The sequence below is a fragment of the Hyphomicrobiales bacterium genome (genome assembly GCA_002869065.1).
Classification (GTDB): Bacteria; Pseudomonadota; Alphaproteobacteria; order Rhizobiales; family Rhodobiaceae; genus Rhodobium.
This window is the reverse complement of the sequence record PKTR01000001.1, coordinates 225,173-248,128: the sequence shown is the minus strand read 5'-3', so window position 1 is coordinate 248,128 and position 22,956 is coordinate 225,173. Positions and strand designations below refer to the sequence as shown.

22 protein-coding genes and 1 tRNA gene are annotated in these 22,956 nt (G+C 63.1%); 16 read left to right on the top strand and 7 right to left on the bottom strand.

Annotation, left to right across the window (positions count from 1 at the left end; all coding sequences use genetic code 11):
• Positions 1-249: 249 nt before the first annotated feature.
• Positions 250-927, top strand: a complete 678-nt coding sequence (gph, locus tag C0606_01195; protein PLX39187.1) for a phosphoglycolate phosphatase — start codon at positions 250-252, stop codon at positions 925-927.
• Between the two features lie 90 nt (positions 928-1,017).
• A tRNA-Val gene (locus C0606_01190) sits at positions 1,018-1,092 on the top strand.
• Positions 1,093-1,175: 83 nt separating this feature from the next.
• Here C0606_01190 and C0606_01185 read toward each other — a convergent pair.
• The 3 genes from C0606_01185 to C0606_01175 form a co-directional block, all read right to left on the bottom strand.
• A complete protein-coding gene (locus tag C0606_01185; protein PLX39186.1) occupies positions 1,176-1,736 on the bottom strand; it encodes a hypothetical protein in 561 nt (186 codons plus the stop codon).
• A 310-nt stretch (positions 1,737-2,046) separates the two neighbouring features.
• The gene (locus C0606_01180) at positions 2,047-3,264 is read right to left on the bottom strand and encodes a hypothetical protein (GenBank protein ID PLX39185.1); all 1,218 of its coding nucleotides are present in this window, start codon (positions 3,262-3,264) and stop codon (positions 2,047-2,049) included.
• A 384-nt stretch (positions 3,265-3,648) separates the two neighbouring features.
• Entirely contained in the window at positions 3,649-4,125 is a 477-nt protein-coding gene (locus C0606_01175; GenBank protein ID PLX39184.1) for an Rrf2 family transcriptional regulator, read from the bottom strand.
• A 264-nt stretch (positions 4,126-4,389) separates the two neighbouring features.
• On the opposite strand from C0606_01175, the gene C0606_01170 reads away from it, so the two are divergent.
• From C0606_01170 to C0606_01145, 6 genes are all read left to right on the top strand, one after another.
• Complete coding sequence (locus C0606_01170) at positions 4,390-5,358, top strand: C4-dicarboxylate ABC transporter (protein PLX39183.1); 969 nt, start codon at positions 4,390-4,392, stop codon at positions 5,356-5,358.
• Positions 5,359-6,052: 694 nt separating this feature from the next.
• Positions 6,053-7,756 (top strand): NADH-quinone oxidoreductase subunit F, encoded by a 1,704-nt coding sequence (locus C0606_01165; protein PLX39182.1) that lies wholly within the window; start codon positions 6,053-6,055, stop codon positions 7,754-7,756.
• Positions 7,753-8,064: a cupin gene (locus tag C0606_01160; GenBank protein PLX39181.1), complete on the top strand. Its 312-nt coding sequence runs from the start codon at positions 7,753-7,755 to the stop codon at positions 8,062-8,064. The genes C0606_01165 and C0606_01160 overlap by 4 nt, the downstream gene beginning before the upstream one ends.
• A complete protein-coding gene (locus tag C0606_01155; GenBank protein ID PLX39180.1) occupies positions 8,064-8,693 on the top strand; it encodes a LysE family translocator in 630 nt (209 codons plus the stop codon). The genes C0606_01160 and C0606_01155 overlap by 1 nt, the downstream gene beginning before the upstream one ends.
• Positions 8,694-8,711: 18 nt before the next feature.
• Complete coding sequence (locus C0606_01150) at positions 8,712-11,501, top strand: formate dehydrogenase subunit alpha (GenBank protein PLX39179.1); 2,790 nt, start codon at positions 8,712-8,714, stop codon at positions 11,499-11,501.
• 11 nt (positions 11,502-11,512) lie between these two features.
• Positions 11,513-12,058, top strand: coding sequence for a GNAT family N-acetyltransferase (locus tag C0606_01145; protein PLX39178.1), 546 nt, complete (start codon positions 11,513-11,515; stop codon positions 12,056-12,058).
• 22 nt (positions 12,059-12,080) lie between these two features.
• On the opposite strand, the gene C0606_01140 is transcribed toward C0606_01145, so the two are convergent.
• Positions 12,081-12,716, bottom strand: a complete 636-nt coding sequence (locus C0606_01140; protein ID PLX39177.1) for a lysine transporter LysE — start codon at positions 12,714-12,716, stop codon at positions 12,081-12,083.
• 191 nt (positions 12,717-12,907) lie between these two features.
• Between C0606_01140 and C0606_01135 the strand changes: the two genes are divergently transcribed.
• From C0606_01135 to C0606_01125, 3 genes are all read left to right on the top strand, one after another.
• Positions 12,908-13,495, top strand: a complete 588-nt coding sequence (locus C0606_01135) for a polyisoprenoid-binding protein (protein ID PLX39638.1) — start codon at positions 12,908-12,910, stop codon at positions 13,493-13,495.
• Between the two features lie 67 nt (positions 13,496-13,562).
• Positions 13,563-14,153 (top strand): cytochrome B, encoded by a 591-nt coding sequence (locus tag C0606_01130; protein PLX39176.1) that lies wholly within the window; start codon positions 13,563-13,565, stop codon positions 14,151-14,153.
• A 4-nt stretch (positions 14,154-14,157) separates the two neighbouring features.
• On the top strand, positions 14,158-14,745 hold the full coding sequence (locus C0606_01125; GenBank protein ID PLX39175.1) for a polyisoprenoid-binding protein: 588 nt from the start codon (positions 14,158-14,160) through the stop codon (positions 14,743-14,745).
• A 23-nt stretch (positions 14,746-14,768) separates the two neighbouring features.
• On the opposite strand, the gene C0606_01120 is transcribed toward C0606_01125, so the two are convergent.
• Positions 14,769-15,389 carry a hypothetical protein gene (locus tag C0606_01120; protein PLX39174.1) on the bottom strand — a complete coding sequence of 207 codons (621 nt, stop codon included), beginning with the start codon at positions 15,387-15,389 and terminating at the stop codon, positions 14,769-14,771.
• A gap of 329 nt (positions 15,390-15,718) precedes the next feature.
• Here C0606_01120 and C0606_01115 point away from each other — a divergent pair, with 329 nt between their 5' ends.
• The 3 genes from C0606_01115 to C0606_01105 all read left to right on the top strand — a co-directional run bounded on the left by C0606_01115 (position 15,719) and on the right by C0606_01105 (position 18,877).
• The gene (locus C0606_01115; GenBank protein PLX39637.1) at positions 15,719-17,338 is read left to right on the top strand and encodes a fumarate hydratase; all 1,620 of its coding nucleotides are present in this window, start codon (positions 15,719-15,721) and stop codon (positions 17,336-17,338) included.
• A 57-nt stretch (positions 17,339-17,395) separates the two neighbouring features.
• Complete coding sequence (locus C0606_01110) at positions 17,396-17,983, top strand: tRNA-specific adenosine deaminase (GenBank protein PLX39173.1); 588 nt, start codon at positions 17,396-17,398, stop codon at positions 17,981-17,983.
• Positions 17,984-18,271: 288 nt separating this feature from the next.
• Entirely contained in the window at positions 18,272-18,877 is a 606-nt protein-coding gene (locus C0606_01105; GenBank protein ID PLX39636.1) for a L,D-transpeptidase, read from the top strand.
• An 83-nt stretch (positions 18,878-18,960) separates the two neighbouring features.
• Here the strand turns inward: C0606_01105 and C0606_01100 are convergent, their stop codons facing one another.
• A complete protein-coding gene (locus C0606_01100; protein ID PLX39635.1) occupies positions 18,961-19,338 on the bottom strand; it encodes a hypothetical protein in 378 nt (125 codons plus the stop codon).
• Positions 19,339-19,548: 210 nt separating this feature from the next.
• Here C0606_01100 and C0606_01095 point away from each other — a divergent pair, with 210 nt between their 5' ends.
• Both C0606_01095 and C0606_01090 read left to right on the top strand, forming a co-directional pair.
• On the top strand, positions 19,549-20,577 hold the full coding sequence (locus C0606_01095) for a GTP 3',8-cyclase MoaA (protein PLX39172.1): 1,029 nt from the start codon (positions 19,549-19,551) through the stop codon (positions 20,575-20,577).
• A 129-nt stretch (positions 20,578-20,706) separates the two neighbouring features.
• The gene (locus tag C0606_01090; GenBank protein ID PLX39171.1) at positions 20,707-21,558 is read left to right on the top strand and encodes an EamA family transporter; all 852 of its coding nucleotides are present in this window, start codon (positions 20,707-20,709) and stop codon (positions 21,556-21,558) included.
• Positions 21,559-21,734: 176 nt separating this feature from the next.
• On the opposite strand, the gene C0606_01085 is transcribed toward C0606_01090, so the two are convergent.
• The gene (locus C0606_01085) at positions 21,735-22,859 is read right to left on the bottom strand and encodes an iron-sulfur cluster carrier protein ApbC (GenBank protein ID PLX39170.1); all 1,125 of its coding nucleotides are present in this window, start codon (positions 22,857-22,859) and stop codon (positions 21,735-21,737) included.
• Positions 22,860-22,956: the final 97 nt, after the last annotated feature.

The following is a 22,956-nucleotide window of genomic DNA, read 5'->3' as shown; positions in this document are numbered from 1 at the left end:
CGGCGCTGTAGCGCATGGCGGAGAATGATCAGGAAAACCGCGGGCCAGGCCGCTTTCGTTCCTTTGTGGCGCAAGACCTTTTCGCAAATGCGCCCTGCCCTTCGCCGAAACGCGACCTATCTGATGGTCGGCTGCGGCACTTGCAGCGCCTGGGGCACTTGCATCCCTTGGATGAGCCGTTACGGTCACGCCGCAGTTCAGTCATTGTCCGGGCCAGCCGCCCAAAATTCACGTTTCGGAGCCTTCCGCATGACCGCCACTCCCGTTCTCGTCCTCGATCTCGACGGCACGCTCATCGAGACGCTGCCGGACCTCGCGGCCACCCTCAACATGCTGCTGGTGAAGAACGGGCATGCGGCGATCCCGCCGGAGGACATCCGCGCCATGGTCGGCCAGGGCGCCCGCGTCATGCTGCAGCGTGGCTTTGCCCACTACGGCGTGGAACTGACGCAGGAGCGTACCGACGAGCTGTTCGCGGAATTCCTCGAGCACTATCAGGACCATATCGCCGAAGGCAGCCACCCGTTTCCGGGCGTTCTCGAACAGCTCGACCGCTTTGCCGCCGCCGGCTGGAAGCTTGCCGTGTGCACCAACAAGCTCGAGGTGCTGAGCAAGAAGCTGCTCGACGCGCTCGGCGTCTCGTCGCGCTTTGCGGTGATCGCCGGGCCGGACACGTTCGGCTATCACAAACCGGACCCGAACCACATTCTGAAGACCGTTGAGGCCGCCGGTGGCGTGCGCGAAAACGCCGTGATGGTCGGCGACTCGGTTGCCGACATCAACGCGGCCAAGGGCGCCGGCATTCCGGTCGTCGCGGTCGATTTCGGCTACACGCCAATCCCGGTCAGCGAGCTCGACCCGAACATCATCATCTCGCATTTCGACCAGCTCTGGGACGCGGTGGAATCGGTGCGGGCGAAGGTTTGAGCCAGCGGGCTCCGGCGGTTGGGGGAAATTGACGTGAACGGCTTGACTTCCCCCACCCTGCTCCATTAAATCCCCGAACTTCATTGAGAAGGGCGATTAGCTCAGCGGGAGAGCACTCGCTTCACACGCGAGGGGTCACTGGTTCAATCCCAGTATCGCCCACCATTTCCTTCCTTGAAAAATCGATTTGAGTGTCGTGGCGCGTGGCAGCGAATTTGCCCATGCGATTTTAGGCAATCGCTGTCTTCCTAGCGGCTCGACTTCTCGAAGAGAGTCGTTGTGCCGGTAGTGGGCGCAAGAACATCTGCGACACTCCATATGCCGGATACCAAGCACACACCGGACATCAACGCCAAGACCAGACCGGCTACCAACGAGATGTCCTGCCAATCTCTCCGTGGCTTGCCTTTGTTCCACTCTTCAGCATTTCGCGGAACTTCGTCCATTGCAGCGTGTTGAGCGATGACTGCGTTTGCATAGGTAGCGGAAAGCGCAAGCAGGGCGCACACTATCCCGCAAAGAAACCATTGTACTCCAGGTCGTAACTGGCTCGTGTCGGGCAAAGGCATCCGACTGTTGTCGCTGCCGAACAGATGTCCGAGAAACGCCAACATGACTACCAATGCACCCGCATTCATCACGAGCAACGTCTTGAAGGCAAACGCGATGGTTTGTCGTGTCGTCGCTGCGGCGTGCTCAAACTGCTCAGCCCGCCGCTTCTCAAGCCGCTCCATCTTCTCAGGATCGGCCGCACCAGTGGAAGCGTGGGAGGCCCCGTTTTTCTCGTTGTGCATCTGAGCGCCGGGCATGTGTTCGCCTGTATGTTGAGTGCAAATAGCGCTACAATTTTACCGCTTTTCACGCCGCCAATCCAATCGGGGGCAGAGCTTTTCCAGACGAATTTGGCCGAACCCTCACAGTTCCTCGATTGACAAAAAACGGGGCCCGTTGCCGGACCCCGTTTTCCTGTCTGGCGGCAGAAGGAGGAATACTGCCGCCGCTGGTGGTTCTTCGAGCCTGTCGCGATTGGTCGGAGGCGCGCGACAGGCTCTGTCTGTTTGTTTAGGCGCGTGTCTTTATCCTAAAACCGGTGCCCACTTTTGGGAGACACGCTCCGACTTACTCCGCCGGGGCTGCCGTGCCGATGGAGCCCGATGCCGAGGCGTGCAGGAGCTTGCGGTTGAGGCGCAGCAGCAGCGACGCCGTCTTCACCTGCAGCACGACGAGCGGCACGTGGAGCAGGAAGTAGGCGATCGAGAATTTCGGTACGACGCCGGTTGCGACCAGTCCGAACTGGATGAAGAAGGTCGCCATGACGAAGCCGGCGACGCCCGGGCAGATCAGCGCGTAGGAGCCCGGCGAGCGGCCCGGCCCGGCGAGATATTGCTCGAAATAGCCGACCTTTTTCATCACCGAATAGCCGAGCAGGCCGAAGATGATCTGCAGCGAGACGATGACCGAGATCATCGCGAACAGGCCACCGGTGCTGGCCGGCGCGCCGAAATTGTGGTCGAGCGCGAAGGTCAGGCGGATGAAGGCGATGCCGAGGATCGTCAGCACCGGGATCATGATCCACAACGTCGGGCTCGCCTCGATCTGAACGCCGTTGTTCATCATCGAGCGGAAGCCCATCACCACCTTGATGATGCCGAAGAAGACGGCGCTGGCCAGGAACACGACCGAGAAGAAAAAGGCGATCGCCGAAACCACCTTGATGTGGCTCATGGCCGCCGGTGCGGCCAGCCCGACGCCGACCATCGAGAAGGCGAAGACCGACAGCATCTGGGCGAGCGAGTTGTTGCGCTCGCAGTCGAAATGGCCGGTGGTCAGCGCGCGGGTGAAGAAGGCAAGGAACAGCTTCATCGCATAGGCACCGATGGCGACGAAGGCGATGATGGCCGCCGGGAACATATACTCGACGACGCTCCACAGGCCCGGCACGAACAGCGCGCCGGCGATGAAGCCCGCATTGACGGTCATGCCGAGCGTCAGCGGGATCGCCATCAGCTGGATGCCGGCATTGGAGCGGCTCAGATCGTCATGCGCCGGGTGCTTGGCGAAGGCACGGTACTCGCGAATGTTCCAGATCAACAGCCGGATGTGCAGCAGAATGAAGAACACGACCGCCACCAGAACGATCGGGATCATGATCTGATAGCCGAGATTGCCGCTTGCAAACGCCGCCGTCCAATCCTCATAGGTCGGGATCGGGTGCGTCTTATGCGGCACCATGAACATCAGATACATGAAGAATGAGACGGCCATGCCGCCGGCGCCGAGCGAGGCGAGGAAATAGAGAGGGCTGTAGCCCTCGACGAGGCCTGAACGGTAACGCATGGGTCGGAAGCCTTCCTGTGCGAACTCGATAAATGGTGCTTTAGTTTCCCCTAATATAGGCGCCCCGCCCGTATTTCCATATTTGTTTTACCACTTTTAGCGCGGCACGATGCCCCACCGCGAGCAGGTGCTCGGGGGCCGGATTGGTCGGAATTTCCTGAACGAACAGACAGAGCGCACGGGGCCGGAACGCGAGTCGCCTGCGCCGTTCGTTGTAGGTCAGGCGGCTAATACCAGCCCTGACCCATGGCATTTTGTCGCAAATGAAAAGCGCCTTGTCCGCAAAAATGCGGACTCCGGCGTCGGACGCACCGAAATTGGCGCGTACCGATCATCGGGCCGGTTCGCAGCGATAGGAAGGTCGTTGTGGCGCGGGCCGCTCGATCAGGCAGCAGGCGCCGATTCTTTCACGGCACCCATTTCGTCGTCGCCGAGATGCATCAGCGGCTTCAACTGATCCGGGGCGGCGACGAGGTCGGCCAGCGTATAGCCATCGAGCACCGACAGGAAAGCCGTCAGACCCTGATGCAGAATGCGCTTGAAGCGGCAGGCCGCGGTCAGCGGACAAGTATTGGAATCGTCCGCAAAGCACTCAACAAGAACGAGATTTTCTTCGGTGACGCGGATGATCTCACCGACATTGATCTCTTCCGGGGTCTTGGCGAGATAGACACCACCATTACGCCCTCGCACCGTCTCGATGACACCGATCTGGGCAAGTTTCTGCGCGATCTTGGTCAGGTGATTTTCCGAAATCCCGTAGGCCTCGGCGACATCGGCGATGCGACAGACGGGCTTGTCCATCAATGCGCAATACATCAGGAGTCGCATGGCATAGTTGGAATGGTGAGTCAGCCGCATAGGAATCGTCTCGTTCAATCGATCGGGTTAAAGCAGGTGAACAATCACGCTTTTATACCGGATGATGATTAGCGCGTATTTCATCCATGTCAAATAATGCGCAAAATATGGTCCACTTTGGAGCGGGCGATTTCGCTCCCGTGGTGAAGCGGTATATTTTGTCGCACTTCCATTGCAATATGAGAACATTCTCATATAACACCGGCTTCCAGCCATAACCGGGGACACGCCGCGCGGTCCCGTCATCCCTTCGGGAGATCCTCAATGAGCACAGCGCAAAGTGGTGAACGACTTTCGCATTTTCCGGTCAGCTTCTTTGCCGTGGTCATGGGCCTCAGCGGGCTGACGCTGGCAACGGAGCGGCTCGAGAAGACGCTTGGCGTCGAGCATTTCTACAGCCTCGGGCTGGTGATCGCCGCGGTCGCGGCCTTTGTCGTGATCGCCGCCTTCTACCTCACCAAGGCGACCCGCTACTGGTCAGCCGTTGTGGCCGAGTGGCATCACCCGGTCCGGCTCAGCTTCTTCCCGGCGATCAGCATCAGCCTGCTGCTTCTGGCGACGGCAATCGTCCCGTTCTCCAAGTCGGCGGCGCTTGCGATGTGGTCGGTCGGCGCGACGCTGCATATCATCGCCACCCTTTCGGTGGTGTCGGCCTGGATCGGGCATCGTTCGTTCGAGACGCCGCACATGAACCCGGCATGGTTCATTCCCGCCGTCGGTAACGTGATTGTCCCGATCACCGGCATGTCGCTCGGTTTCGTCGAGGTGTCGTGGTTCTTCTTCTCCGTCGGCATGGTGTTCTGGGTCGTGCTGCTGACACTCGTCTTCAACCGGCTGATCTTCCATAACCCGCTGCCGGAACGGCTCTATCCGACGCTGGTGATCCTGGTGGCCCCGCCGGCCGTCGGCTTCGTCGCCTACATGCACCTCAATGGCGGCGCGCTCGATGGCTTTGCGCGCATTCTCTACTATGCCGGCGTCCTGTTTCTGCTGGTCGTCGCCGTGCAGATCCAGCGCTTCTCGCGCCTGCCCTACGCGCTTTCCTGGTGGGCCTATTCGTTCCCGCTCGCCGCGATCACCATCGCCACCCTGCTCTATGCGGAGAAGATCGGCTCAGACGCGTTCCGCATGTTCGGTTTCGTGCTCTACGCGGTGCTCGTGGCCGTGATCGCGATCCTGATCCTGCGCACCATCAAGGCCATCGGCGCCAAGCAAATCTGCGTGCCCGAATAAACGAGACCGGTGGAGCCCGCATAGGGCTCCGCCGCCTCATTTATCAATACGGATATTTATTTTACCCGTTAAATTCCCAAATCAGGATCTTGCCACTGCCTCAGCGGAGCGTTCGCAGATGCGGCAACATCCTGAAATAACGTAGATTAACCGCAGTTACGCGACGTTTCCGACGCCTATTTACCATCGGCGCATACTTGCCAGAAAAAAATGCATTTGAGCGAATTTTCCTCTAGCCAACATAAAAATAGTATTTTATATTCCTGATATCGCGGCGCCGAAATGAGACGGCAATAGCGATTTTGAGATTTCGCCCAAGGGCACCCGGCCAGTGCGCCGACATCGCGAATGTCGCGCCGGCACAAGATGAGTTGGAGAATTCGGGCGACGGGTCGTCGTCCTTCCTTGTCCCTTCGATGCCTTTGGCATTCGAGCTTGCTACACCGAGGCGGTTCCCCCCCCCTTTAACCGGTCTTTCCGCTTCGGCAACTAAACGCCGCTCCCAATCGGAGCGGCGTTTTTTTTGGCCTGATGGGATCTTCGGACAATCGGCCGACTCCAGGCGACGTTCGACTGTCGCATCCCGACCACTCTTTCGTTACAAATCGTGCAAACTGATCGCTCGCCTGGGGTGCGCCGGCTCGCCAAACAGGCATGGGTGTTGTGGGAATGCTGACGAGGACGGGACCGGGCCATGAAGAACAGTTCGACGCTTTCGAAGCCGGCTGACGGCGCACGAAAGAAACCCCGGCGCCATCCCAAGGGACGCCCGCTCGACCCGGCCGCGTTCGAGGAAGTCTCCTCCCTGCTCTCGGATATGCCGCTGCGGCGCGATCTGCTGATCGAGTATCTGCACCGCCTGCAGGACCGTTTCGGCGCTCTGCATAACCGGCACCTGCGCGCGCTCGCCGAATATACCGGTCTCGCGCAAGCCGAGATCTTTGAGGTCGCGAGCTTCTATCACCATTTCGACATCGTCGCCGATGGCGAGGCCGCACCCGCGCCGCTGACGGTCCGTATCTGTGATTCGCTTTCTTGCGCGCTTGCCGGCGCGGAAGATCTGCTCGCAAAACTCTCGGACTGGGCCGACCCTGAGCGCGTGCGCATCCAGCGCGTACCCTGCGTCGGGCGGTGTGCCGAAGCGCCTGCCGTGATCGTCGGCCAGCACCCGGTCGAGCGCGCGGACGCCGACACCGTCATCGCAACCGTTGAAGCCGGCGACACCGATCCGATCGCGCCGCAAGCGCTGGTCGGGCTCGACATGTATCGCGAGGCCGGCGGCTACGAGCTGCTGGAGGCCTGTCGCGATGGCAAGCTGCCGGTCGACGAGTTGATCGCCATCCTGTCCGACGCCGGCCTTCGCGGCCTCGGCGGCGCTGGTTTCCCGGCCGGGCGCAAATGGTCGATCGTGCGCACCTATCCCGGTCCCCGCCTGATGACGATCAACGCCGACGAAGGCGAGCCCGGCACCTTCAAGGATCGACACTATCTGGAGCGTGATCCGCACCGCATGCTTGAAGGCGCGCTGATTGCCGCCTGGGCGGTCGAGGCGGAACGCATCGTCATCTATCTGCGTGACGAGTATCCGCATCTGCGCGCAGCGCTTTCCCGCGAGATCGCGCTGCTCGACGAGGCCGGGCTGACGGCGGCAACGCCGGTCGAGCTCCGGCGCGGTGCCGGCGCCTATATCTGTGGTGAAGAGTCGGCGATGATCGAGAGCATCGAGGGCAAACGCGGGCTGCCGCGCCATCGCCCGCCCTATATCGCCGAAAAGGGTCTCTTCGGGCGCCCCACCCTCAACCACAATGTGGAAACGCTGTGGTGGATCCGCGATATCGTCGCGCAGGGCGCGGACTGGTTCGCCGGGCTTGGCAAACAGGGCCACAAGGGCCTGCGGTCCTATTCGGTGTCGGGTCGCGTCGCGCGTCCGGGCGTCAAGGTGGCGCCGGCCGGCATCACACTCACCGAGCTGATCGACCGCTATTGCGGCGGCATGCTGCACGGCCACAGCCTCGCGGCGTTCCTGCCGGGCGGCCTGTCGGGCGGCATCTTCCCGGCATCGTTTGCCGACAAACCGCTCGATTTCGGTTCATTCGAGCCGCACGGCGGCTTCATGGGCTCGCACGCCGTCATCATCCTGTCGGATCAGGACGACGTGAAGGCCGCCGCGCTCAACCTTCTGCGCTTCTTCATGCATGAGAGCTGCGGCCAGTGCACACCGTGCCGGGCTGGCACGGAGAAGATGGTCGCGCTGCTTGAGGCCGGCACCTGGGACGAGGCCCTGATCGGCGATCTCGAACAGGTGATGCGCGACGCCTCGATCTGCGGTCTCGGACAGGCCGCCCCGAATCCGGTGCGCAGCGTGTTGACCTTCTTCGCCAAGGAGGACACCGCATGAGCCTGATCGACTGGCGGGATTTCAGCCCGGACAAGGCCTGGGCGGCGCTCGATGTCGCCGAGATCGAAGGCGCGACGGTACGCGTTCACTGGACCGACGAGCCCTATCGCTGGCACGTCAACGACGGCGAGGAAGTCTTCGTCGTGCTCGACGGCGCGGTCGACATGAAGCTGCGCGAGAACGGCGCGGAGACGGTGATGCGCATGAAAGCCGGCGACATCTTCCACGCCGGTGTCGGCACCGAGCATGTCGCCCACCCGGTCGGCGCGGCGCGCATTCTGGTGATCGAAAAGAAAGGCAGCGTGTGATGATGGCGATTCCCTATGACGTCCTGATTGTCGGTTGGCTGGCCTTTGCGGCAGTCGCCATCGCGCCCGGCCCGAACCTTCTCGCCGTCGCCTCGACCGCGCTCGGCGCGGGGCGTTCGCAGGCGCTGTTCGTCGCCGCCGGCGTCGCCACGGGCTCGTTTATCTGGGCTTTCTCCTCGATCCTCGGCTTCACCTACGCCTTTGCAGCCTATCCCTGGCTCGGCGACGTGTTGCGGATCGCAGGCGGCGCCTATCTCATCTACATCGGCATCAAGGCGATCCGCGCCGGGCTGAAAGGTGGCGTCGCGTCGGCGCGCGCCGGCCATCGCTCGTCGACCCGGCTGCAATCCTGGCTGCGCGGGCTCGGCGTCGTCGCGCTCAACCCGAAGGCGCTGCTGTTCTGGACCGCGATGGCCGCGCTCGTCGTCACGCCGGGCATCAATGCGGCAAGCGCGCTGCTGTTCGCCACCGGCACGACGCTCATTTCGTTTTCCGTCTATGCCGCCTATGCGACGATCTTCTCGTTGCCGGCGCTGCGGACCCGCTACGACCGCTTCGCCGACCGGCTTGAAATGGCCTTCGGCGCCCTGTTCTGCCTGTTTGGCGCACGGCTTCTGGCCGGACGATAGGAGGCTGCGAGAGATCCCATGACCGCATCCGATAACACGCCCAAAGCCACGGTCACCTTCACGCTCGACGGGCGCGAGGTCACGGCTGGTGCCGACGAAACGATCTGGCAGGTGGCGAAGCGCGAAGGCATCGGCATTCCGCATCTCTGCCACAAGGACAGCCCCGGCTATCGCTCCGACGGCAATTGCCGCGCCTGCATGGTCGACATCGAGGGCGAACGAACTCTTGCCGCCTCCTGCGTACGTGCGCCGAGCGAGGGCATGGTGGTGTCGACAACCAGCGAGCGGGCGACAAAGGCGCGCGAGATGGTGTTCGAGCTGCTTCTTGCCGACCAGCCGGCGGAGGCGGACGCGCATGATGCGGCCTCGCCGTTCTGGGTCTGGGTCGAGCGCATGGGGATCGCGAAAACGAGCCGCTTCGCCGGCCATTCGGCACCCACGACCGATGCCAGCCACCCTGCGATGACCGTCAATCTCGACGCCTGCATCGCCTGCAATCTGTGCATGCGCGCCTGCCGCGAGGTTCAGGTCAACGACGTCATCGGCATGGGCTATCGCGGCCACCATCACGCACCGGTCTTTGACCTCAGCGATCCGATGGGCGCGTCGAGCTGCGTCGGGTGCGGCGAATGCGTTGCCGCCTGCCCGACCGGGGCGCTGATGCCGAAATCCATCGTCGATGCCGACAGCCAGGCCGGTACGCGCGGTTCCGACAGCCAAATCGATTCCGTCTGCCCCTATTGCGGCGTTGGCTGCCAGCTCACCTATCATGTCCGCGACGGCAGGATCGCCTATGTGGAAGGCCGTAACGGGCCGGCGAACGAGAACCGGCTCTGCGTCAAGGGCCGCTTCGGTTTCGACTATGTGCACAGCCCGCAGCGACTGACGAAACCGCTGATCCGCAAGCCGGACGCGCCGAAGGGGCTGAACGTCGATCCGTCCAATCCCCTCACCCATTTCCGCGAAGCGACGTGGGAAGAGGCGCTCGACTTTGCCGCATCTGGTCTCGCCAAGGCGAAGGCCGAGTACGGGCCGGAAGCGCTTGCAGGCTTCGGCTCGGCGAAATGCTCCAACGAGGAAGCCTATCTGTTCCAGAAGCTGGTGCGCACCGGCTTTGCCACCAACAATGTCGACCACTGCACGCGGCTCTGCCACGCGTCGTCTGTTGCGGCGCTGATGGAGGGCATCGGCTCGGGCGCGGTGACCGCCGCCTTCACCGAGTGCCTTTCCTCCGACGTCATCATCGTCATCGGCTCCAACCCGACCGAGAACCATCCGGTCGCGGCGACCTATTTCAAGCAGGCGGCGAAGGCCGGCGCGCAGCTCATCGTGATGGATCCGCGCGGCCACGCGCTGAAGCGCCACGCGACGCATATGCTGCGCTTCCGGCCCGGCAGCGACGTGGCGCTGTTGAACGCCATGCTCAACGTCATCGTCACCGAGGAGCTGACCGACAGCCAGTATATCGCCGCGCAGACGGAGAACTTTGAGGCGATTGCCGCCAATGTCGCCGCCTACACGCCGGAGCGAATGGCGCCGATCTGCGGCATCGATGCCGAGACGATCCGCACTGTCGCGCGGACTTACGCCCGAGCCGAGCTCGCCATCGTGTTCTGGGGCATGGGCGTGTCGCAGCACACGCACGGCACGGACAATGTGCGCTGCCTGATCGCGCTTGCCATGACGACCGGCCAGATCGGCCGTCCGGGCACGGGCCTGCATCCGTTGCGCGGTCAGAACAACGTGCAGGGCGCGTCGGACGCAGGCCTGATCCCGATGTTCCTGCCCGACTACAGTTCGGTGAAGGACCCCGCCGTGCGGGATCGTTTCGAGGCGCTGTGGGCGATGCCGCTCGCGCCCGATCCGGGGATGACCGTAGTCGAGATCGTCAACGCGGCCTATGACGGCGCGATCAAGGCGATGTACATCATGGGCGAGAACCCGGCGATGTCGGACCCGGATGTGGAGCACGCCCGCGCCGGTCTCGCCCGGCTCGACCACCTCGTGGTGCAGGACATCTTCCTCACCGAGACCGCGATGTTCGCCGATGTGGTGCTTCCGGCGACGGCGTGGCCGGAGAAGAACGGCACGGCGTCGAACACCAACCGGCAGGTCCAGATGGGCCGCAAGGCGATCGACGCACCGGGCGAGGCGCGCGAGGACTGGGCGATCGTTCAGGAGCTCGCCAACCGGCTCGGGCTCGGCTGGAGCTACAGCCATCCGCGCGAGGTATTCGCCGAGATGAAACAGGCGATGCCGTCGCTCGATAACATCACCTGGGAGCGGCTCGAAGCGGAATCGGCGATTGCCTATCCCTGCCCGGCACCGGATCATCCGGGGCTCTCCATCGTCTTCTCGGAAGGCTTCCCGACAGCGAGCGGCCGGGCGAAGCTGGTTCCGGCGCAAGTCACCGATCCGGCGGAGCTGCCCGACGACGAATTCCCGATGGTCCTGACGACGGGCCGCCAGCTCGAGCATTGGCACACCGGGGCAATGACCCGGCGGGCCGGCGTGCTCGATGCACTCGAACCCGGGCCGACGGTTGCGCTCAATCCGGCGACGCTCGACCGGCTCGGCCTTGCCGCCGGCGATCCCGTGCGGGTGACGACGCGGCGCGGCTCGATCACGCTTGCAGCCCGCGCCGACAGCGCCATGCAGGACGATATGATGTTTATCCCGTTCGCCTATGTCGAAGCGGCCGCCAACATCCTGACCAATCCGCAGCTCGACCCGTTCGGCAAGATCCCCGAGTTCAAATATTGCGCGGCGAAGGTCGAGGCCGCCCCGCCGGGCGAAGCCGCCGAATAGGACGCGCGGCAATGGGAGAGCTTCCGACCTTCGAGACGGAGCGGCTCCTGCTGCGGCCGCGCACGATGGACGATTTCGACGCCTGCCTAGCCATGGACCGGGATCCGCTGGTCACGCGCTACGTCGCCGGTCCCTGGTCCGACCGAGCGGCGCATGAGCAGTTTGTGCGTGCGCGCATGGCGAGCGATTACGACAGCGGGCTCGGCTACTGGTCGATCTTCGCCAAGGTGGATCCGGCGACATTTCTCGGCTGGGTGCTGCTGATCCCGGTCGATGCGGTCGGGCCGGAGATCGAGATCGGCTGGCGGCTCGTCCGCTCCGCCTGGGGCAAGGGCTACGCCAGCGAGGCCGCGCGCCCGGTCGTCGCCCACGCCTTCGAGACGCTGAAGCTCGACATCATCATCGCCGATATTCACCCGGACAACACCGCGTCGATGCGGGTCGCGGAGAAGGCCGGCCTCGTCTTTCGGCGCGATGGCACGTATGGCGGAGTGCCGTGCCGGTGCTACAGCATGACGGCGGCGGATCACGATGCGGTGAAGCACCTCTACCGTTGACCGAGGTCTCCGGCTCCCCGAACTAGCGGTCTGTCAGCGCCAGTTTCACCCCAAGCGCGACGAACAGCGCGCCAAGCCCACGGTCGAGCCACAGGCCGAGCCGGCGATTGTTACGAAAGGCCTTGGCGATCACAGAGCCGGCAAGCACCAGCGGCGGCTCGATCAGAGCCGCGACCAGAATGATCAGCGCGCCATGCAGGAAGAGCTGTGCGGGCACGGGGCCGGCGCCGGCAACGACGAATTGCGGCAGGAAGGCAAGGAAGAAGATCGCCACCTTCGGATTGAGCAGCGAAACCAGCACGCCCTGACGGAAGATGCGCGCGGGGGACGCCGCCTTAGCGCTGCTTTCGGCCGCGAAACTGCCGCCCTTCGACAACAGCGCCTGGATGCCAAGCCAGACGAGATAGGCCGCACCGACCCACTTCACCATTGAGAAGGCCAGCGCCGAGGTCGCCAGAATGGCCGACAGGCCGAGCGCGGCCATCAGCGCATGCACCAGTGCGCCGGACCAGATGCCGAACATCGCGGCAAAGCCGGCGCGACGACCGCCGCGCGCGGTCTGGGCGAGGATGAAGGCCATGTCGGGACCGGGAGCGAGGTTCAGCAGCACTGCCGCGGTCAGGAATGCCGTCCAATGAACCAGCGAATAATCGAACATGGCACTTCCTTTCCGCTGTTCGATCCAGCGAACACAAACCCGTGAATGCGCGTGACTGTTCAATTTTTCGGAACAGTCAGTCAATGGCGGGCCGATTGATCAAACCCGCCGTCTCCGCCACCTATTCGGGCAGACGACATCCTCCCAGGTCGCACATCGAACGCCGAACACCAACAGGAGACTGACACATGATCAAACGTTTCGCCCTCGCCGCCGTCGCCGCCTCTGCCCTTGCCGGCGCCGCCCTCACCGCTCCGGCTCAGGCCGAACCGGCCGCCTACGCCTTCGACAAGTCGCACGCCAATGTGACCTTCACGGTCAACCACCTCGGCTTTTCGACGGTCCACGGCCGCTTCAACGATTTCGACGGCACGCTGATGCTCGACGAGGAAAACCCGTCCGCCTCGTCCGTCTCCGTCACCATCCCGGTCGAGAGCCTCGCAACATTCTGGGGCCCGCGCGACGAGCATCTGAAGAGCCCGGATTTCTTCAACGCCGCCGCCAATCCGGCAATCACCTTCGCCAGCACATCGGTCGAAAAGACCGGCGACATGACGCTCGCCGTCACCGGCGACTTCACGCTGCTCGGTGTCACGAAGCCGGTAACCCTCGATGTTACGGTCACCAAGATTGCGCCGAATCCGATGTCGGGCACCAAGACGGTCGGCTTCCATGCCACCACGACCATCAAGCGGACCGATTTCGGCATGAACACTTTCGTTCCGGCGATTTCCGACGAGGTTCCGGTGGTGATCGATTTCGAAGCGACCGCGCAGTAATCACGGCCTCATGGCACAGGGCCGGAGAAAACCTCTCCGGCCCATACATCTTTCTCGTGGAGGCATCATGCTTCGTAATACCCAATCCGGCTACGGCGCCGTCTCGATCGCCTTCCACTGGACAATGGCGCTGCTTCTTGCCGCGCTGATCATCGTCGGCAAATACATGCACGGCCTGCCGCTGTCGGATCCCAACAAGTTTGTGCTGTACCAGTTGCACAAATCCTTCGGCCTGACGGCTTTGGCACTGGTTTTCCTGCGCTTTTTCTGGCGCGCACGCAATACGGTTCCGGTCATGCCGGTGCTGATGCCGATGTGGCAGAAGCTCGGCGCGCATGGCGTGCACATCGCCCTTTACGGGTTGATGCTGCTGATCCCGCTGAGTGGCTGGCTCATGGTGTCGGCCTCGCCGCTGAACCTGCCGACGGTCTATTTCAATCTCTTCACGGTTCCGCACCTTCCGGTGCCCGGCTTGCTCGGAGAACCGCAAGCTGCAACGGATCTGCTCGCCGAGATCCATGAACTGCTCGCCAATCTCATGATCGTCGTCGTCATCGCCCATGTGGCGGCCGCGCTGAAGCACCATATGATCGACCGCGACGACACGCTGCGCCGGATGGTCTCTACCGTCCCCGCGCGCGCGAACAATAAAGGATAACACCATGTTTTTACGGTACTCTCCGGCGCCGCACCTGCGCCGTACTGCGCTCGGGCTGGCCGCTGCCGCGATACTGGCAACCGGATTGCCCGCGCTTGCGGCCGACCGCTGGGAGGTCGATCCTGCCGCCAGTTCGCTGACCTTCACCGGCACCCAGGCGGGCGCGCCGTTCACCGGCTCGTTTCAAACATGGACTGCCAATATTTCTTTTGATCCGGAGACCCTTGCCGACAGCAAGGTGACGGTATCGATAGACGTGACCAGCGCCACCACGGGTGACGTTCAGAAGGATGCCAACCTGCCGACGCCGAACTGGTTCAACAGCAAGGCGCAGCCGATGGCGACCTTTGCCGCGCGGACCTTTTCGAAGACCGCCGACGGGTTCCTCGCCGAGGGTACGCTGACCGTGCGCGATATCGACAAGCCGGTGCAGCTGCCGTTCACGCTCGAAATCGACGGCGACATGGCGTCGATGAAGGGAGAAACCACGGTCAAGCGGACGGATTTCGGGGTCGGCACCGGCGTGCCGCTCGAAATGGTCGGCGATGGCGTGACCATCTCCGTATCGGTCGCCGCCAAGCGCGCGCAGTAGGCCAATTTCCGACGGCGAAGCGTCTACTGCCGCTTTGCCAGGATGGCGACGCCGGCGCCGACCATCAGCGCACCGGCGCTTCGATTAACGAGACGCAGCCGCGCGGGTTCGACGAACAGAGCCCGCGCCCTGCCCGCCAGCAATGCGTAACCCACCAACGCGCTGCCGAGCACGGCAAGGAAAAGCCCGATGATGGCGAGGGCGTCGACGATGCCGATCCGCGACAGGTCGAAGAAGGTCGGCAGGAAGCCAAGGTGGAACAGAATCGCCTTCGGATTGCCGAGGGTTATGCCGAACCCGGCGATGAAACTTTTGATACCGTTCGGTTTCTCGTCTCCGGCCTGTGCGGATATCGCCGATACAGGTCGGCGCCAGAGCTGGATGCCGAGATAGATCAGGTATGCCGCGCCGAGCATGCGGACGATGATGAAGAATTCGCCCACGAGCTGGCCGATGGCGGCCAGGCCGAATAACACGATCATCATGTAGAACACGTCGCCCGCCAGAATACCGGCGATCAGGGGCACCGCGTGGCGCGCGCCGGCGCCGAGCGCCCGCCCTACGATCATCACAATTGCCGGGCCGGGTATGACGACCCATAGGAGAAGTGCGAGCACGAAGGCGAGAGCCGATTCCTGCGTCATGACATGTCCGATTCATTCCGATTGGATGTCGCTGCAGCTCTCGCTGAAGAGTCTGAGAACCGCGTAGCGGCTGAAACCCTAGCCCATCGAGGCCGGGTAAGACAGTCCGGGCCCATTCGGAGATCGCCGGCCGGTGTCGGACCGCGCAACCCGCCATCGGTATGGCTTGGCGGCGCCGGCCATCGGCGTTACAAGGCTGACAGCGTTTCTCCCGCACTGCATCATGCCGACAAAGGGAGAGCATCATGAGCGATCGGGACCGCCCGCAATACGACATGCCCGTCTATGAAGGCATGGACCGGAGCCTGATCGACCAACCGGAGGCGCCGATGTCCGAATACTCCCATTCTCCGCTGTTCCCGCTCGCCCTCGACACCACCCCGTACAAGAAGCTGACCGGCGATTTCGTGTCGACGGCGACCTTCGAGGGCCAGGAGATCCTCAAGGTCGAGCGCGAGGGACTGCGGCTCCTGTCGGAACAGGCCTTTGCCGACATCAACCATCTGCTGCGCCCCGGCCACCTCGCCCAGCTCGCCAAGATCCTCGACGACCCGGAAGCGACGCCGAACGACAAGTTCGTTGCGTATGACCTGTTGAAGAACGCCAACATCTCGGCCGGAGGCGTGCTGCCGATGTGCCAGGACACCGGCACCGGCATCATCATGGGCAAGAAGGGCCGCCGCGTGTGGACCTCGGGCGAGGATGAAGCCGCGCTCGCGGAAGGCGTCCGCGACGCCTACTTCAAGAAGAATTTGCGCTACTCGCAGCTCGCGCCGCTGTCGATGTTCGAGGAAGTGAACACCCGCAACAACCTGCCGGCGCAGGTCGAGATCTACGCCGAGGGCGAGGACGCCTACAAGTTCATGTTCGTCGCCAAGGGTGGCGGCTCGGCCAACAAGACGTTCCTGTTCCAGGGCGTGCCGTCGCTGCTCGACAAGGAGCGCATGATGGCGTTCCTGAAGGAGAAGATCCTGACGCTTGGCACCGCCGCCTGTCCGCCCTACCACCTCGCCATCGTCATCGGCGGCACCTCGGCGGAGCTCAATCTGAAGACCGTCAAGCTCGCCTCGACGCGCTATCTCGACGGCCTGCCGACGGCGGGTTCGGAGAGCGGCCACGCCTTCCGCGACCTACAGATGGAAGAGGAAATCTTCAAGCTGACGCAGAGCACCGGCGTCGGCGCGCAGTTCGGCGGCAAGTATTTCTGCCACGACGTGCGCGTCATCCGCCTGCCGCGCCACGGTGCATCGCTGCCGATCGGCATCGGTGTATCGTGCTCGGCCGACCGCCAGGCGCTCGGCAAGATCACCAAGGACGGCGTTTTCCTGGAAGCGCTCGAGGCGAACCCGGCGAAGTATATGCCGGACATCGACGAGGCAAGCCTGTCCGACCATGTGGTCAAGATCGACCTTACCCGGCCGATGCCGGAGATCCTTGCCGAACTGAGCAAGCATCCGACGAAAACACGACTGTCGCTGACCGGACCGATGATTGTCGCGCGCGATCTGGCCCACGCCAAGCTGCGCGAGCGGCTGGAATCGGGCGGTGAACTGCCGGACTATTTCAAAAATCACCCGATCTATTACGCCGGTCCCGCAAAGACCCCGGAAGGCTATGCGTCGGGTTCATTCGGGCCGACCACGGCTGGCCGCATGGACGCCTATGTGGACCAGTTCCAGGCCGTCGGCGGATCGATGGTCATGCTCGCCAAGGGCAACCGCTCGAAGGCCGTGCGCGACGCCTGCCACAAGCATGGCGGTTTCTATCTCGGCTCGATCGGCGGGCCGGCGGCGCGGCTTGCCAAGGACTGCATCAAGAAGGTCGAAGTGGTCGAGTTCCCCGAACTCGGCATGGAAGCGATCTGGCGCATCGAGGTCGAGGACTTCCCGGCCTTCATCATTGTCGACGACAAGGGCAACGACTTCTTCCAGGACCTCAATCTCAGCTAGTCAGGATAGCCGGCGGGGACGCCCGCCGGCGCCCTGCCCCCGAAGGAAACGTTGCGCATGACAACGACGTCGCTCGCCGCCCGCCTGCTCGATGTGATCGAGCACGACATCCTGCCGCTGACCGCAAAGGGCGTCGCCGCCGGCAACAAGGTGTTTGGCGCGGCGATCCTGAGGAAAAGCGACCTGTCGCTGGTCATCGCCGAGACCAACAACGAGACCGAGAACCCGCTCTGGCATGGTGAGGTCCACACGCTGAAGCGCTTCTACGAGATGGCGGAGACGCCGGACACGGAGGATCTCATCTTCCTGTCGACGCACGAGCCCTGCACCATGTGCATGTCGGCGATCACCTGGGCCGGCTTCGACAACTTCACCTATTTTTTCAGCCATGAGGATTCGCGCGACGCCTTCGCGATCCCCCATGATCTCAAGATCCTCAAAGAGGTGTTCACGCTGGAGCCCGGCGGTTATCGGCACGAGAATGCGTTCTGGAAGGCGCAGTCGATCGCCGACCTGATCGCCGCGGAAACCGATCCGGCGCGCACCGCCCTCACCGAGCAGGCGACACGCATCCGCGATGCCTATGCAGCGCTTTCCGAGAGCTATCAGGAATCGAAGGACGGCAATCGGATTCCGCTGAGTTGATCCGCAGCGCCCCGGAACAGGGAAACCGCTGGATCCGGCCTGCCTGCCGGCTGCACGCCCTCGCCCCCTCGCCTTTTGATTGTATCGAGCGAAAGATTGTTGCGCACACCGTGGCGAAATCACAACACATCGCAAAAACCCTTAGGGGCCGTGTTCACATTCCGCCCCGTTAACCTTGTCGCAATTTGGCCACATCATCATTATCCGCCATAAACTGCCATCGGCCGAGCGGCGATGCAGGGTTTTTTCTGGGATTCGGGCGACAAGTCGAGCAACAAAGGGTTTGCGATGCGGAAGATTTCTCTTTTTGCGGCCGGTTTTGCGATGGCCTTCGGCGTTGTCGGTACGGCCATGGCCGAATACAATCCGGGCGTGATGACGCGTTATGACGCGAGCGGCACTCAGGTCGATGGACCTGGCGTGATCCGTTACATGGGCAGCGGCAAGTCGCCGATCCGTCGTCAGACGGTGTCCTATGACGGTCGTTATTCGCCGGGCACCATTATCGTCAACACCAAGGAACGCCGCCTTTACTACGTCATGGAACGTGGCAAGGCGCTGAAGTACGGTATCGGCGTCGGCCGTCCGGGCTTCCAGTGGTCGGGCACCCACCGCGTGTCCCGCAAGGCCGAGTGGCCGGGCTGGACCCCGCCGCCGGCAATGCGCAAACGCCAGCCGGGCCTGCCGCACTACATGGAAGGTGGTCCGAACAACCCGCTCGGCGCGCGCGCCATGTATATCGGCTCGACCATCTACCGCATTCACGGTTCGAACGAGCCCTGGACCATCGGCACCGCCGTTTCGTCCGGCTGCATCCGTATGGCCAATGACGATGTGATCGACCTCTACAAGCGCGTCGAGGTTGGCGCCAAGGTCGTCGTCGTCCGCAAATAGGGCGAACCATCACAAATACGAAAACGCCGGCGCGATCCCTCGCGCCGGCGTTTTTGTTTGTAGGTGTTCCTGAGTGGATGCGGTCAGGCGCCGGGTACCGGAGCCGGCTCGCGCGACATGCCCTGCTGCTGCAGCTCGCTCAGATAGCGCGCCCACAGGGCATCGTGCTGGCGACCCAGCTCGGCGAGCGTCTGCCAAGAGTAGATGCCGGTGTCGTGCATGTCGTCGAAATCGATCTTGATGGCGTAGTTGCCGACCGGCTCGAGCTTCATGATCTCGACGTTGATCTTGCCCGGCACGGTCTTGCGCTCGTCGGGCGAATGCCCCTGCACCTCGGCCGAGGGCGACATCACCCGCAAATACTCTGACGAAAGGTCAAAGGTCTCGCCGGTATCGAACGCGACGACCAGTCCGCGGCGATCCTTCTTGAGGCGAATTTCGGTCGGCCAAATATCTTCAATCTGCATAACGGCTCCCGGAGCGGTTTTTTGAAACTGTTGAGGCGGGATTTAGGTCAAAGACCCCCTTTCGGCAAGGCGCCCGATGATCGCAGTGCGCCGCGTTCTTGACTAATGTGGTTTGACGCCGCCGACTGTTTGCCTAATGTACTCTTTAAAGAGGCATACCGGGACCGGACTATCGGGTGTAACCGGGATGGTGGAGGAAGTCCGATGCAGCATCCAGGCCCGCTCGAGGCAGATCCGGGCACCTTGATCGACCCGTTCGGACGGGCCGTCAATTATTTGCGCGTCTCGGTGACCGACCGCTGCGATTTCCGCTGTGTCTATTGCATGGCCGAGAACATGACCTTCCTGCCGAAGCGCGAGGTGCTGACGCTGGAAGAGCTCGACCGGCTGTGTTCGGCCTTTGTCGAAAAAGGCGTGCGACGGATCCGCCTCACCGGTGGTGAACCGCTGGTGCGCAAGGGCATCATGGAACTGTTTCGGCAGCTCTCGCGGCATCTGAAAAGCGGCCAGCTCGACGAAGTGACCGTCACCACCAACGGCTCGCAGCTCACCCGCTACGCCGGACAGCTCGCAGACTACGGTGTCAAACGCATCAACCTGTCGCTCGACACGCTCGACGCCGACAAGTTCAAGGCCGTTACCCGCTGGGGCGAACTCTCCAAGGTGATGCGCGGGCTCGACGCCGCCGACGAGGCGGGCCTGTCGATCAAGATCAACATGGTCGCGCTGAAGGGCGTCAACGATCACGAGATCCTGCCGATGCTCGAATGGGCGCATGGCCGCGGCTACGACCTGACCATGATCGAAACCATGCCGATGGGCGAGATCGACGAGGACCGCACCGACCGCTATCTGCCGCTGTCGGATGTGCGGGCGATGCTCTCGGAGCGCTACACGATCGAGGATAGCAACTACGCGACCGGCGGGCCGGCGCGCTATATCCGCCTTGCCGAGACCGGCGGGCGGGTCGGCTTCATCACGCCGATGTCGCACAATTTCTGCGAATCCTGCAATCGCGTGCGTATCACCTGCACCGGCATGCTCTATATGTGCCTCGGCCAGGACGACAAGGCGGATCTGCGGGCGCCGCTGCGCGCTTCCGAGGGCGACGAGCTTCTCAAGCAGGCAATCGACGAAGCGATCGGCCGCAAGCCGAAGGGCCACGATTTCATCATCGACCGGGACACCAACCAGCCAAGCGTTACTCGCCACATGTCGGTGACGGGCGGCTAGCCAGCGGCCTATTCTGCTGGTGTTTTCATTCCTCCCGTGTGAGTCGTTCTGAAGGGTGCGCCTGCCGTGTCGTCTGCTCCCGCGCCCCTTGAGGCCACTCCCGCACGAAATCTCGCCGGCATCGCCGCGATGTCGGCCTCGATGGCCGGCTTCATCTTCAACGACGCCTTCGTGAAGCTCGCTTCCGCCGACCTGCCGACCGGCGAAATCCTGTTCTTTCGCGGGCTGTTTGCGCTTTCGATGCTGTCGCTGATCGGGTTTGCGACCGGCAATCTGTCGGGGCTGACCGGTATTCGCCACCGCGTCGTCGGCTGGCGTCTCGTCGGCGAGGTCGGCGCGACGGTGTTCTATCTTACCGCCCTCTTTCACATGCCGATCGCCAACGCGACGATGATCCTGCAGGCGGTGCCGCTACTGGTCACCGCGGCGGCGGCCATCTTCCTCGGCGACAGGGTCGGCTGGCGGCGCTGGATCGCGGTCGGCGCCGGTTTCCTCGGCGTCGCGCTGATCGTGCGGCCGGGACCGGAGGGCTTCGATATCTGGGTGCTGTCGGCGCTTGCCGCGATCTGCTTCATCACACTACGCGATCTGGCGACGCGGCGGATGCCGGCGAAGCTGACGACCTTTCACGTCACCTTCGCGACGACAACTGCGGTCGCCCTGCTCGGCCTTGCGATGTCGCCCTTCGAGGATTGGTCCGCGCCGACCTCACGGCACCTCATGCTGCTTGCGGCGGCCGCCGTCTTCATCCTGATCGGTTATTTCTTCATCATCGCCGCGATCCGCATCGCCGACATGGCCGTCGTGGCTCCGTTCCGCTACTCGATCGTGCTGTGGGCACTTGTGATCGGTTTCGTCGTGTGGGGTGATGTGCCTGACGCCCTCACGCTCATCGGCACGGCCATCGTCATCGCGACCGGGGTCTACACCTTCCACCGCGAGCGCATCGCCGCCCGGCAGGCCGCGAAGAAACCAGGCTAAACTCTTCAGCGCACTTGAAAATTCATAGTGACTGTCAAACCACTCACCACGCACGAGCAAATTTTCTTGCGCGAATTCTTATCCGAAAACCGGTTCCCATTTTTCGGGAATGCGCTCAAAAAAAACGGCCGGGCGCTAGGCCCGGCCGCTTCGATATCTGCCCTCAAGGACGAGGCTTACTCAACCACGATCCGCGGTGCGGTGCGGGCGGAGCTGCCGGTGCGCGACTGGACCTCGGCCCAGACCTTGGCGGCGATGTCCTTGTAGATCTTGGCGTGCGGGCCGTCCGGATCGGACACAACGACCGGAGTGCCGTCGTCCGAATGGGCGCGGATGTCCATGTGCAACGGCACTTCGCCGAGGAACGGCGCACCGAGCTTCTCGGCTTCGGCGCGCGCCCCGCCATGACCGAAGATGTCGGAACGTTCGCCGCAGGACGGGCACAGGAAGTAGCTCATGTTCTCGACGATGCCGAGCACCGGCACGCTGACCTTCTTGAACATCGACAGGCCCTTGCGGGCGTCGATGAGGGCGAGGTCCTGCGGGGTCGAGACGATGACGGCGCCGGCGAGCGGCACCTGCTGGGCCATGGTGAGCTGAGCGTCACCGGTGCCCGGGGGCATGTCGACGACCATGCAATCGAGCTGGCCCCAGTCCACTTCGCGCAGCATCTGGGTCAGCGCCGACATGACCATCGGGCCACGCCAGATCATCGGCACGTCTTCTTCCACAAGGAAGCCCATCGACATGACCGAAAGGCCATAGCCATCGACCGGTTTCAGCTTGCCTTCCGGGGTCGGCTCCGGCTGCTCGGTGAGCTTGAGGAGGCGCGGCATCGACGGGCCGTAGATATCGGCGTCGAGCACACCGACCTTGAGGCCGAGGGCCTGCAGGCCGAGCGCGATGTTGACGGCGGTGGTCGACTTGCCAACGCCGCCCTTGCCCGAGGCAACGGCGATGATGGTCTTGACGCCCGGCACGCCCGGCTTGGTCGGGTCTTCCTTCGGCGCGGCCTGGGCCGGCTGCGGCGCAGGCGCACTGGCGCCCGGCTTTTTCTCGGCCGTCAGGGCGACCATGACACGTTCGACGCCCGGCATGTCCGAGACGACCTTTTCAGCCGCCTGACGCAGCGGCTCGAGGTCCTTCGCCCGGTCGGCATCGACGGTGATCGAAAAGGCAACCCGGTTGCCCGAGACGAAAATGTCGGAAACGAGGCCCAGTTCGACGATATCGCTCTCGCGATCCGGCCCGCGAACTTTCTGCAGGCGCTCCAGAACCATTTCCTTGGTGATTTCGGTCATATTCTCCGCTTCCCTCTTCCGCGACAGCGTTTCCTACACGGCTTTCGGCACTCAACGCCGCCGCGTCCGTATATTCGAAGCCGGTAATCTATAGGCC

Coding starts and splice junctions, on each gene's coding strand:
- C0606_01085 (PLX39170.1), bottom strand. CDS start 22,859: ATGACCGAAATCACCAAGGAAATGGTTCTGGAGCGCCTGCAGAAAGTT.
- C0606_01125 (PLX39175.1), top strand. CDS start 14,158: ATGTTTTTACGGTACTCTCCGGCGCCGCACCTGCGCCGTACTGCGCTC.
- C0606_01090 (PLX39171.1), top strand. CDS start 20,707: ATGTCGGCCTCGATGGCCGGCTTCATCTTCAACGACGCCTTCGTGAAG.
- C0606_01110 (PLX39173.1), top strand. CDS start 17,396: ATGACAACGACGTCGCTCGCCGCCCGCCTGCTCGATGTGATCGAGCAC.
- C0606_01180 (PLX39185.1), bottom strand. CDS start 3,264: ATGCGTTACCGTTCAGGCCTCGTCGAGGGCTACAGCCCTCTCTATTTC.
- C0606_01165 (PLX39182.1), top strand. CDS start 6,053: ATGAAGAACAGTTCGACGCTTTCGAAGCCGGCTGACGGCGCACGAAAG.
- C0606_01170 (PLX39183.1), top strand. CDS start 4,390: ATGAGCACAGCGCAAAGTGGTGAACGACTTTCGCATTTTCCGGTCAGC.
- gph (PLX39187.1), top strand. CDS start 250: ATGACCGCCACTCCCGTTCTCGTCCTCGATCTCGACGGCACGCTCATC.
- C0606_01145 (PLX39178.1), top strand. CDS start 11,513: ATGGGAGAGCTTCCGACCTTCGAGACGGAGCGGCTCCTGCTGCGGCCG.
- C0606_01155 (PLX39180.1), top strand. CDS start 8,064: ATGATGGCGATTCCCTATGACGTCCTGATTGTCGGTTGGCTGGCCTTT.
- C0606_01105 (PLX39636.1), top strand. CDS start 18,272: ATGCGGAAGATTTCTCTTTTTGCGGCCGGTTTTGCGATGGCCTTCGGC.
- C0606_01130 (PLX39176.1), top strand. CDS start 13,563: ATGCTTCGTAATACCCAATCCGGCTACGGCGCCGTCTCGATCGCCTTC.
- C0606_01185 (PLX39186.1), bottom strand. CDS start 1,736: ATGCCCGGCGCTCAGATGCACAACGAGAAAAACGGGGCCTCCCACGCT.
- C0606_01160 (PLX39181.1), top strand. CDS start 7,753: ATGAGCCTGATCGACTGGCGGGATTTCAGCCCGGACAAGGCCTGGGCG.
- C0606_01150 (PLX39179.1), top strand. CDS start 8,712: ATGACCGCATCCGATAACACGCCCAAAGCCACGGTCACCTTCACGCTC.
- C0606_01115 (PLX39637.1), top strand. CDS start 15,719: ATGTCCGAATACTCCCATTCTCCGCTGTTCCCGCTCGCCCTCGACACC.
- C0606_01095 (PLX39172.1), top strand. CDS start 19,549: ATGCAGCATCCAGGCCCGCTCGAGGCAGATCCGGGCACCTTGATCGAC.
- C0606_01140 (PLX39177.1), bottom strand. CDS start 12,716: ATGTTCGATTATTCGCTGGTTCATTGGACGGCATTCCTGACCGCGGCA.
- C0606_01120 (PLX39174.1), bottom strand. CDS start 15,389: ATGACGCAGGAATCGGCTCTCGCCTTCGTGCTCGCACTTCTCCTATGG.
- C0606_01175 (PLX39184.1), bottom strand. CDS start 4,125: ATGCGGCTGACTCACCATTCCAACTATGCCATGCGACTCCTGATGTAT.